The organism is Nonomuraea cypriaca (genome assembly GCF_015645445.1).
Taxonomy (GTDB): Bacteria; Actinomycetota; Actinomycetes; order Streptosporangiales; family Streptosporangiaceae; genus Nonomuraea; species Nonomuraea cypriaca.
Genome location: NZ_JADOGI010000312.1, coordinates 1 through 10,192, shown reverse-complemented (window position 1 = coordinate 10,192; position 10,192 = coordinate 1). Strand labels below are relative to the sequence as shown.

Annotated in this window: 10 protein-coding genes and 1 pseudogene; 7 read left to right on the top strand and 4 right to left on the bottom strand. The window is 70.6% G+C overall.

Annotation, left to right across the window (positions count from 1 at the left end):
- A partial coding sequence (locus ITP53_RS50220; protein ID WP_207757567.1) for a hypothetical protein occupies positions 1 to 421 on the bottom strand: 421 nt, incomplete at its 3' end.
- Between the two features lie 101 nt (positions 422 to 522).
- Between ITP53_RS50220 and ITP53_RS50215 the strand changes: the two genes are divergently transcribed.
- The gene (locus ITP53_RS50215; RefSeq protein ID WP_195902574.1) at positions 523 to 1,500 is read left to right on the top strand and encodes a 4-hydroxy-3-methylbut-2-enyl diphosphate reductase; all 978 of its coding nucleotides are present in this window, start codon (positions 523 to 525) and stop codon (positions 1,498 to 1,500) included.
- On the opposite strand, the gene ITP53_RS50210 is transcribed toward ITP53_RS50215, so the two are convergent.
- Together ITP53_RS50210 and rmuC are read right to left on the bottom strand one after the other, a co-directional pair.
- Positions 1,497 to 2,006 carry a DUF6542 domain-containing protein gene (locus ITP53_RS50210; protein ID WP_195902573.1) on the bottom strand — a complete coding sequence of 170 codons (510 nt, stop codon included), beginning with the start codon at positions 2,004 to 2,006 and terminating at the stop codon, positions 1,497 to 1,499. The genes ITP53_RS50215 and ITP53_RS50210 overlap by 4 nt on opposite strands.
- A gap of 15 nt (positions 2,007 to 2,021) precedes the next feature.
- Positions 2,022 to 3,275 (bottom strand): DNA recombination protein RmuC, encoded by a 1,254-nt coding sequence (gene rmuC / locus ITP53_RS50205; RefSeq protein WP_328818414.1) that lies wholly within the window; start codon positions 3,273 to 3,275, stop codon positions 2,022 to 2,024.
- A 95-nt stretch (positions 3,276 to 3,370) separates the two neighbouring features.
- On the opposite strand from rmuC, the gene ITP53_RS50200 reads away from it, so the two are divergent.
- The 6 genes and pseudogenes from ITP53_RS50200 to ITP53_RS61555 form a co-directional block, all read left to right on the top strand.
- The gene (locus tag ITP53_RS50200) at positions 3,371 to 4,114 is read left to right on the top strand and encodes a hypothetical protein (RefSeq protein WP_195902572.1); all 744 of its coding nucleotides are present in this window, start codon (positions 3,371 to 3,373) and stop codon (positions 4,112 to 4,114) included.
- Positions 4,115 to 4,196: 82 nt separating this feature from the next.
- Positions 4,197 to 5,273, top strand: coding sequence for a redox-regulated ATPase YchF (ychF, locus tag ITP53_RS50195; protein WP_195902571.1), 1,077 nt, complete (start codon positions 4,197 to 4,199; stop codon positions 5,271 to 5,273).
- A gap of 184 nt (positions 5,274 to 5,457) precedes the next feature.
- Positions 5,458 to 5,757 carry a hypothetical protein gene (locus ITP53_RS50190; RefSeq protein WP_195902570.1) on the top strand — a complete coding sequence of 100 codons (300 nt, stop codon included), beginning with the start codon at positions 5,458 to 5,460 and terminating at the stop codon, positions 5,755 to 5,757.
- Positions 5,758 to 6,350: 593 nt separating this feature from the next.
- A complete protein-coding gene (locus ITP53_RS50185; RefSeq protein ID WP_328818411.1) occupies positions 6,351 to 7,103 on the top strand; it encodes a conjugal transfer protein in 753 nt (250 codons plus the stop codon).
- A gap of 81 nt (positions 7,104 to 7,184) precedes the next feature.
- The gene (locus tag ITP53_RS50180) at positions 7,185 to 7,430 is read left to right on the top strand and encodes a hypothetical protein (protein WP_207757569.1); all 246 of its coding nucleotides are present in this window, start codon (positions 7,185 to 7,187) and stop codon (positions 7,428 to 7,430) included.
- Positions 7,431 to 7,484: 54 nt separating this feature from the next.
- A pseudogene (locus tag ITP53_RS61555) lies at positions 7,485 to 7,730 on the top strand (TcpE family conjugal transfer membrane protein); the annotation flags it as partial.
- Between the two features lie 29 nt (positions 7,731 to 7,759).
- On the opposite strand, the gene ITP53_RS50170 reads toward ITP53_RS61555, so the two are convergent.
- Entirely contained in the window at positions 7,760 to 8,011 is a 252-nt protein-coding gene (locus ITP53_RS50170) for a hypothetical protein (RefSeq protein ID WP_195902567.1), read from the bottom strand.
- Between the last annotated feature and the right edge of the window lie 2,181 nt (positions 8,012 to 10,192).

Genomic DNA, 10,192 nt, shown 5'->3' with positions numbered 1-10,192 from the left:
CTTCAGCGGCGGTGGGCTTGGGCTCGGCGGTGGAGTCGGGCTCGGTGGTGGTGGCCTGGTCGGTCTTGGCGGCGGGCGCGAAGATGACCGGGTCCGGCTTGGTCTTGGCGACGCCGTTCGGCTCGGCGGAGCCGGGACGCGGAGCGAAGATGACCGGCTCCTTGCGCGCCGGCTTCTCCTCCTCGACGGCGGCCACCTGCTCGGCGGCCGAGGGCCGGGAGTCGTAGGTCTCCTCGCGCTCCTCCTTGCCGCCGAGACCCTTGATCGAGTTTTTCACCCGGTCGACGAGCAGCAACGCCTGTCCTGCGGCGCTGAGGGTGGTCTGTACGACGAGCAACGGAAGGTCCTTGGCCTTCTCCTTCAACTCGTCTTTGCTGGTCACGGTCTTGGCGATGTTGCGTATCACGTCTCTGAGGGACATGAACGTCTCCCTGGGAGGTCAGTATTGGACGGCCAGTCTGGCAAACCGCGGGCGGCAACGCACGTGCGGTCCCGAAGGCCGCTCCACGTAGCATAAGAAGTATGGAGCCCCAGACCCCCACTTCCCGCCGAGTCCTCGTTGCCAAGCCGCGCGGCTACTGTGCCGGAGTCGATCGAGCCGTGGTAGCGGTGGAGAAGGCGCTGGAGCAGTACGGCGCGCCGATCTACGTACGCAAGCAGATCGTGCACAACACCCACGTCGTCAAGACGCTCGAGGCCAGGGGCGCCATCTTCGTCGAGGAGACGGAGGAGGTGCCGGAGGGCGAGATCGTGGTGTTCTCCGCCCACGGCGTGTCGCCCGTCGTGCACGACGAGGCCAGGCAGCGCGGCCTGCGCACCATCGACGCCACCTGCCCGCTGGTCACCAAGGTGCACAACGAGGCGAAGCGGTTCGCCGGGCAGGACTACGACATCCTGCTGATCGGCCACGAGGGCCACGAGGAGGTCGAGGGCACCTCCGGTGAGGCCCCCGACCACATCCAGCTCGTCGACGGGCTCGACGCCGTCGGCAAGGTGCAGGTCAAGGACCCGAGCAAGCTGGTGTGGCTGTCGCAGACCACGTTGTCGGTCGACGAGACCACGGAGACCGTCGCCCGCCTCAAGGAGCGCTTCCCCACGCTGATCGACCCGCCGAGCGACGACATCTGCTACGCGACCCAGAACCGCCAGGTGGCGGTCAAGGAGATCGCGGCGCAGGCGGAGCTCGTCATCGTGGTCGGCTCCGAAAACTCCTCCAACTCCAAGCGGCTGGTCGAGGTGGCCAAGGACCACGGCGCCGACGCCTCCTACCTCGTCGACGACGCCACCCTCATCCGCGACGAGTGGCTCGAAGGCGTCACCACGGTGGGCGTGACCAGCGGCGCGTCCGTTCCTGAAGAGCTGGTCGAGCAGGTGCTCGCGCGGCTGGCCACCCACGGGTTCGACGACGTGACCGAGGTCGAGTCGGTGCCGGAGAGCATGCGCTTCGCCCTGCCCCACGAGCTGCGCAAGGACCTCAGGGCCTCGGTGCCCTCCGCTTAGTCCTCGCCGCGCGGCGTCCCGTACACCTTGGGCTCGAAGTAGCCCTCGGGCTCGGGGGCGAACGTCTGGCGCGGGCGCGGTGCCTCCGCGCCCGCCTTCAGCTCCTCGCGCAGCTCGCGTACGTTGTCGCGCAGCCCGCGCCGCCACGCCACGCCCAGCACGATGGCCGACCCGGCGAACAACCACGGCGCGCCGCGCGTGAGCGAGGTGTAGAGGCCCAGCGCCAGCGACTGCACGATCGACACCGAGCCGAACGCCCGCCCCAGCTCCACGAAGAACGTGGCGCAGAAGAACACCAGCGGCGGCGTCACCACCAGCGACAGCAGCTCCCGCCTGTTGACCAGCAGCACGCCGAGCAGACTCGCCAGCACGAAGGTCGCGCCAACCACGTGGGGGATGTCGAGCAGCGCGGTCAGCACGTAGCCCGCCAGGGTCGCGACCAGGGCGAGCGCGATGGCGCCGCGGGCGGTCAGCCTGACCGCCGGACGCCTGCCCTTCTCCCCCACTGCCTACCCCCCGTTTCACTGCCCGTTGGCCAACTTACCGTTCGAGTGGGGGAGGAGAGGCGTGGTTTCGAGTAGTTCGGGCGAGGCCAGGGGCCTCGGCAGCCCCTCCAGCATCGTGGGCGAGTCGAGGTCGCCGTCGACTACGCCCAGATCGTGCAGTTTGCGCGCGGTGACCAGGACGCGGCTCTCAAGGGACCCCACCGACTTGTTGTACGCCTCCACCGCCCGGGTCAGCGCCCTGCCCAGCGAATCGACGTTCTTGCCGAGGGTCGACAGCCGCTCGTAGAGCTCTTGGCCCAGCTCGAACACCGCACGCGCGTTCTCGCTCAGTGCCGCCTGCTGCCAGGCATAGTGCGCGGTGCGCAGCATCGTGATCAGCGTCGTCGGCGTGGCGATGTGCACGCGCCGCCGCATGGCGTACTCCAGCAGCCCCGGGTCGCGTTCGAGGGCCGGCGCCAGGAACGCCTCGCCGGGGATGAACAGCACCACGAACTCGGGCGACGGGTTGAACGCCTGCCAGTAGGCCTTGGCCGCCAGCCGGTCGATGTGCTCGCGGACGTGCCTGGCGTGCGCGTCGAGCCGGACCGTGGCCAGCGACTCGTCGGACGCCTCCGCGGCCTCCAGATAGGCCGCAAGCGAGACCTTGGAGTCGACCACGATGTTCTTGCCGCCGGTCAGTCGTACGACCATGTCGGGGCGCATGGAGCCCTCCACGACCTGCTCGTCGAAGTCGCAGTGGTGTTGCATGCCGGCGATCTCGGCGACCCTGCGCAGTTGCAGCTCGCCCCACCGGCCGCGCGCCTCCGGCCGTTGCAGGGCCCTGACCAGGGCGGTGGTCTGGGAGCGGAGCTGCTCGTGGCTCTGGCGGACGAGGTCCATCTGCTGGGCCAGCTCCGCCCGCGCCGCGCGCTGTCCTGACTCGGTGTCGCGCAGTTGCGCCTCGACCCGGGTCAGCGCGTCCTTCAGCGGCTCGACCAGGTGCTCGACCGCCTGCCTGCGCTGGTCGAGGTCGCCGGTCGCCTCCGCGCGGCTGGCCGCGAGCCGCGTCTCGGCCAGTTCGAGGAAGCGTACGTTGTTGACGTCGAGCGCCCGCGTGGACAGGGCCTGGAAGCGCTCGGCGAGCTGCTCCTCGACGTAGACGAGTTTCTCGGCGGCCGACCTGGCCCGCGCGTCGGCCTCGGCCACCCGCACCGCCGCCCGCGTCCGCGCGATCAGGAACCCCACGAGCAGCCCGACCGCGAGACCGATGAGAAGCGCGACGACGTCCACTCCAGCGATGATTGCAGGACATCGGGCCCGGTTCCGCCCGACACGCTTGGGCGTTCCGCTTGTGCGGCACATCGTTCGTCACCCACAGTATTGGGATGGACACGGCTCGGCTGCTCGCCGCGACGGCCGCCGCCTTGGCGGTGGGGCTGGCCGGGCTGGCCGGCGTGGTCATCGCGGGCTCATCCGGCGATTCCGGGTCGGGCGCCGGTTCCGGCCGGCGGTCGGGGCCGGCGCTGCGCTGGTCGCCGGGCGCGTGCGTCACCCGCGACTACGCGCTGACCCCGTGCAACGGAGGGCAGTCCGAGGTGGTGGCCCTCGCCTCAGACCCGCCGGGGCCAGGCGACTGCCCCGACGACACGGACGACGTCCTGCGCATCCCCGGGGGCCGTACGGCCTGCGTACGCAATTTCCTGGAGCCGCACCCAGGAGCGCCGGGTGGTGGCGGTGGGGTCCTGCGGCCGGGCGACTGCGTGGCGCTCGACGGCCGGGAACGGCCGTGCGCCAGCCCCGGCTGGTACGGCAGGGCCGCCGCGCTCGCGCCGGACGTCGCGGCCTGCCCGTCCGGCACCCTGGACACCCTGCGCGAGAGCGCGTCGCGGGTGATCTGCCTGGGCGCGGGCGGCCAGGTGCTGGACCGGGGCGCTTGCGTGGCCGAGCCGGCGACCGACGTGATCGCGCGGTCCGCGGTCACCCGCGTGCCCTGCGACTCCTCCCGCGCGTGGGCGCGGGTGCTGTCGTTCGAGACCTCCGCCGCGCGCTGCCCGGCCGGCTCCGAGCGCTATCTCCAGGCCTCCGCCGCCCACCGTCCGGTGACCTGTCTGGACCTGCTGAGCAAGTAAACTCGATGTCCGTGAGTGAGCGAAGCGAGCGAACCATCAGACACAGCAGTCAAAGACTCGTGCGGCCGACGGAGCCGGTCGCATGAGTCTCTCCATAGGCATCGTCGGTCTGCCCAACGTCGGTAAGTCCACGCTGTTCAACGCGCTGACCAAGACCGGCAACGCGCTCGCCGCGAACTACCCGTTCGCCACCATCGAGCCCAACGTGGGCATCGTTGGCGTGCCCGACGACCGCCTGCCCGTGCTGGCCCAGATCTTCGGCTCGGCCCGCATCCTGCCCGCCAAGGTCGAGTTCGTCGACATCGCGGGCCTGGTCAAGGGGGCGTCGGAGGGGCAGGGCCGGGGCAATCAGTTCCTCGCCAACATCCGCGACACGGACGCGATCTGCCAGGTCATCCGCGTGTTCGGCGACCCGGACGTCACCCACGTGGACGGCGAGATCTCCCCCAAGCGCGACATCGAGACCATCAACACCGAGTTGATCATGGCCGACCTGCAGACGGTCGAGAAGGCCGTCCCGCGCCTGCAGAAGGAGGCGCGCAACAACAAGGACAAGAAGGTCGCGCTGGAGGCCGCCGAGGCCGCCCTGGCGGTCCTGGAGACCGGCAAGACCGTCTTCGAGAGCGGCCTGGACCGCGACGAGTTGCGCGAGCTGCACCTGCTGACGGCCAAGCCGTTCCTGTACGTGTTCAACCTCGACGCCGACGAGCTGACCGACACCGGGCTCAGGGAGCAGTTGTCCACCCTGGTGGCCCCCGCCGAGGCGGTCTTCCTCGACGCCAAGATCGAGTCGGAGCTGGTCGAGCTCGACGAGGAGGAGGCGCTGGAGCTGCTGCAGTCGGTCGGCCAGGAGGAGTCGGGCCTGCGCCAGCTGGCCCGGGTCGGTTTCGAGACGCTCGGCCTGCAGACCTACCTGACGGCCGGCCCCAAGGAGACGAGGGCCTGGACGATCTCCAAGGGCGCCACGGCCCCAGAGGCGGCCGGCGTGATCCACACCGACTTCCAGCGCGGGTTCATCAAGGCCGAGGTGGTCTCCTTCGACGACCTGGTCGAGGTCGGCTCCATCGCCAACGCCCGCTCGGCGGGCAAGGCCCGCATCGAGGGCAAGGACTACGTCATGCGCGACGGCGACGTGGTGGAGTTCCGCTTCAACGTCTGACCGGCGTGCCTCGGCGTGGGCTCTGGATCGCTGAGAGCTAGTATTCGCTACTCTGAGTCACCGACGGTGGACGGTGACGAAGCCCGCGCGGTGATGTCTGATCCCGGGACAACTGATGCGTCAACCACTTTGGGCGCCGGCGCGTCGAATCGTCACGGCGTTCACGCTGCCTCGGGAGGCCCTCATGATCCGTCGCATCATCCGGAAACGACGCCCGGCACCCACGCTCGCCGGCATCAGCCTCGAAGAGGAGCTCGCCCTGATCAGGGTCGAGCTCATGTACGGCCTGCGCGTCAACCGCGAGGCATACCTGCGCAGAAAGGTCGACGAACGCAACGAGCTGGCCACTCGCATGCGTGACAAGAACGCCGCCGAGATGCTGGCCGATCTCCGCGGCTCACTCGAACGCGCCGTCCACCCGACCGTCGTCGACCTCCACAGCAGGCGTCAGTCGCGGACGTCTCAGGATCCGGAACCCGCCTGAGGACGTGCGTCCTTCCCCGACCCATACCGAATCCGCAGGTCGCGACAGTCCATGCCTGTTTTGGACAGGAATCCGTGGCCGTCACGCTACGCGATTTTAGGCGTCTGGCCTGGTCAAAAGGCGATTCCACCGGGAACTCACAGGAATCGGCGCCGTGACCTCCCATACAGGTCCGGTTTGCCGTGAGGGCGGTCATGCCTGCAGCATGGGCGTGGCTTTCCTGGAACAATGGCGGAGACCGGATAAGGTGACTACTTCACCACGGATGATGGGGATCGGCAACGGACGACACCGCGCCAGCCGGGGGGATCGGCGCGAGCGGAGGCGTGATGGCTCGTAGGTCTACCGTCCAGCACGATCCTCGGATCGCTGGTGAGGCCGAGCTTTCCGCACGCCTGGACACCACGGACTTCGGCGCGCCGCCATCCCGCAGGCCGCGCCGTGGCGGTTGGTCAGGCGGCGGCGGACGGTGGCTGGTGTGGACCGGCCGCATCATTCTCTGGGCGCTTATTGTGGTTATCGTAGTGAATGGGGTTCGTGCCCCATTTGAGCGGTTTACCCAGCAAGAGGCTGCAACGCCCAATGGCGCCGTGGTGGCACAAGACGGATTCCCGGCCGACCGGGGCATGGCTTTCGCTGCCCAGTTCGCCGGGGTCTATCTGAATTTCAATCCGGAAGACGCCGACAGCAGGTCACGCAAGCTGGCCGCGTTCCTGGCCGAGGGCATGGACCCGCAGCTGGGCTGGGACGGCTTCGGCCAGCTGTCGGCCGTCGCCATCCAGCCCTACGACATCGAGGCGACCGACGCGAACAACGCGGTGGTCGGCGTGGCCTTCCAGTCGGGCCCGCGGCGGCTGATGCTGTCCGTGCCGATCTACTACTCCGGCGCCGACGGCGGCGAGAGGTTCGTCGTCTCCGGTCGTCCGGCGATCCTGCCCGCGCCCGCCCCGGCCGAGCTGCCACAGGTGGCCGAGCCGGAGACGGACGAAGCGGCCGCCGCCGAGCTCAAGCCGCAACTGGAGGGCTTCTTCAAGGACTACGCCTCCGGCGACGCCGCCGGACTGCAGCGCTACGTCGCCGCGGGCAGGACCCTGCCCAGCTTCGGCGGCGCCTTCACCTTCGCGGAGCTCAAGGAAGTCGTGGTGCCTGTGGGGGGTGCCACCCGAGATATTCAGGCGGTCGTCGTGTGGGTCGTGCCGAACGGTGAGATCCCGGCCACTCCCAACGCCACCGACCCCGCCGCGGTCGGGGCGCGGCTGGAGCAGGCATACCGGCTGACCGTCGAGAAGCAGGGCGACAAATGGTTCGTCGCCGACATCCGCGGCGCCGGCCGGGTCGTTGGATAGGCGCATGGCCGCACTGCTGATCGGTACCCCCCGGGAGGACGAGAAGTGACCTTGAAGACCGTACTGCTCACCTTGATCGAGATGTCGCCGACGCCCACGCCGACCGGCATCGACACCGGAGGACTCGCCGACTTCCTGCGCGCGTTCTTCGCCCCGCTGTTCCTCGTGGTCGTCTCCGTGGTCGCGCTCTTCTTCCTCTTCACCCGAGAGATCACGCGATTCGTGCAGTTCCTGATATTGGCCGTGGCCATCGGAGTGATCTTCTACGTTCCCAACATCATCGAGGTGACGGCGAAGGCGATCGCGGGCGCACTGGGCATCCAGTAAGGGTTGAGACCGCTCCGCGGCGGTCATGTACGAGCGGGTGGAGAGGAGGACCGCGTGGACCTGCCCACGTATACGAACATCTGGCGGATAGAGAAGCGGCTCTACAAGCTCTACGACCTACGCCTGCCGATGCCGTTGCCGATCGTCTGGATCGGCGTCTTCGTCGGGGTGTTCGTACCGTGGTCGCTCCTGCTGCTCCTGGTGCGCGTGCCGGTGGAGATGCCGTGGCACGTACTGTTCCTCGTGCCGCCCGGGATCGTGACGTGGTTGTCCACCCGTCCCGTCATCGAGGGCAAGCGGCTCACCGAGCTCCTCGAGTCCCACCTGCGTTACCTGGGCCAGCCGAAGGCGTGGTACCGCCTGGCGCCCGCGTCCGAGCCCGAGACCATCACGTTCGCGGGCCGCGTCTGGCGGGCCATCCCCGCCCGGGGCCGCTCGAAGGCGCCCCGCAAGGCCCGCGCCCCGCAGCGCCGCCGCGAGTCGCCGCGCATCGCCGGGCCCCGGCAGGTCCGCCCCGCCGTCGCCGCCGCGGCCGCCGCCGCGACCCAGGCGCCGGTCGCAGAGCCGACGTCCACCCGCATCGGCTGGGGCTCCCGCCGCGGCGCCGCACCCGCCCTCAAAGCCCGAGTACGCCAGCCGGCCACCTCCCCGGCACCTGGCGCCACCCCGGGGCCGGCCGGGCGCGACAGGACCCTCTCAGCCTCCCCTGAACACCGCCACGACCCGGTCACAACCCCCGCCCAGCCGGCCACAGTCCCGCCCGATCCCGGCACGCCCGCGCCCGAATCCCGCAGGCTCTCGCCCGAGCTCCGCAGGGCTTCTCCTGGGACGGGTCGAGCCTCGTCTGAGTCCGGCACGGGTGCGCCGTCCGCTGAGGCCGGGCGTGACCCGGCCGCCCGCGAACCTGCGGGCCGCAGGGGCGGCGGTCGGCGGCTGTCCGGTCGCGCGGCCGCTCGCGCTCGCCAGGAAGCCGCTTCCACCCACGAGGGAGTTGCTCCCTCTCGCCGGGGAGCCGCTCCCGCCGGCGAGGAAGCCGCTCCCAGCCACGAGGAAGCGCCCATTCACGAAGGAGCCGCTCCCATTCATGAGGGAGTTGCTCCCACTCGCTGGGGAGCCGTTCCCGCCCGCCAGGACGGCCTGGCCGGCGCACCCACCGCTCGCGGGACGGGCGCTGCCCAGGGACCCGCGACCGGTGCCGGTGAAGAGCCGCCCGCCCGTGAGTCCGCGACCGCGGCCGGGTATGAGCCGGGCCCGCCGGAGCAGGGGGCTTCCGTCGGCCGGGAACATGCTGTCGGCCCTGAAGATGCTGCCGACCGGCAACATGCTGCACGCCAAGACGAGCCGACGGGCCGGGATGAGCAGACGGGCCAGGGCGAGTCGGTGGGCTGGGATGAGTCGGCGGGTCGGGAGCCTGGCGTACCTCGGGTGCGGCGCGACCTGGCCGGTGAGGAGGCGCGGGCCGCTCATGGGGCGGTCGTGCCGATCAGGACCGGGGAGAGCCGTAGGCCCGCGGCCGGTAAGCCGATCGACACCGAGGCGTTGCGGCGGTTGAGGAGGCTCGCGGCGAGTGCCGACGCGCCGGCCGACACCTCGGGGCGTATCGAGCAGCGGGAAGGCGAGCGGCGCGAGGACGAGGTCGCACGGGACCAGCACAGGAAGGGACAGCCGCCCAGGCTCGGCCCGGCACTGGCGCTGTCAGGCACGGAACGCGCCTGGCCCCCGCTCAACCCCGACGCCAAGCCGTTGCCCCGCCCCAGCGCTCCCCGGCCCGACCGGTCCCACGAACCCGACAAAACCGTGCCCAGCACGCCTGGAGCGTCCAGTACGCCCGCTACGCCCGCTACGCCCGCTACGCCCGCTACGCCCGCTACGCCCGCTACGCCCGCTACGCCCGCTACGCCCGCTACGCCCGCTACGCCCGCTACGCCCGCTACGCCCGCTACGCCCGCTACATCAGGTACGCCGGTGAGGTTGGGCACCTCCGGGACGCAGGAAACATCAGTTACGTCGGGCACCTCCGGCACGTCGGGCACCTCCGGCGCGCCCACGTCCGGTGCGCCTGGCGTCGGTCCGGCGGGTGGCCGGAACGACGGTCGCGCGCAGTCCGATCCCACCGCTCCGAGCGAACACCATGACGATCTCGCCACCAGGCGGCGAGCGCGGGCGGCGGATGCAGCGCGCGGCCCCGCCACGGCAGACAATCAGCAGGAGGGCACCGGACAGCAGCACTCGGCGGCCGGTCTCGCGACCCCGGACACCACGGCAACCGACCACGGGCCGTCGCACGACACACCGCCACCTGACACCCCGAGCGAACGCCCATCGCCCCCGGTCAACCACGCACCAGCGCGGAGCGAGAGCGTACCGTTCCTGAACGAGCGCCCACCGTCCTCGGCCAAGCGCGGAGCATCCCAGGATGAGGGTGCGTCGGGATCGGACGAGCGTGGGGCGGCAGCGGACCGTCGCGGAGCGGGCGAGGACGCGTCGCGGTCGGGTCAGCGTGGAGCGGCTCCGGGGGAGAGTGCGTCGGCGTCGGTTGAGCGTGGAGCCGAGCAGGGTGAGGGTGCGTCGGCGTCGGTTGAGCGTGGAGCCGAGCAGGGTGAGGGTGCGTCGGCGTCGGTTGATCGTGGGGCGGGGTCGGACGAGCGGGTGCCGGGAGCGGGCCGTCGTGGAGCGGGGCTGGGTGAGGGTGTACCGGCGTCACACCAGCGTGGGGCGGATGAACGGGTGCCGGCGGCGGGTCGGCGTGGGATGGGCGCGGG

Coding starts and splice junctions, on each gene's coding strand:
- ITP53_RS50215 (WP_195902574.1), top strand. CDS start 523: ATGGAGCCCCAGACCCCCACTTCCCGCCGAGTCCTCGTTGCCAAGCCG.
- ITP53_RS50200 (WP_195902572.1), top strand. CDS start 3,371: ATGGACACGGCTCGGCTGCTCGCCGCGACGGCCGCCGCCTTGGCGGTG.
- ychF (WP_195902571.1), top strand. CDS start 4,197: ATGAGTCTCTCCATAGGCATCGTCGGTCTGCCCAACGTCGGTAAGTCC.
- ITP53_RS50190 (WP_195902570.1), top strand. CDS start 5,458: ATGATCCGTCGCATCATCCGGAAACGACGCCCGGCACCCACGCTCGCC.
- ITP53_RS50180 (WP_207757569.1), top strand. CDS start 7,185: ATGTCGCCGACGCCCACGCCGACCGGCATCGACACCGGAGGACTCGCC.
- ITP53_RS50170 (WP_195902567.1), bottom strand. CDS start 8,011: ATGCGGGTGGACGTCGGCTCTGCGACCGGCGCCTGGGTCGCGGCGGCG.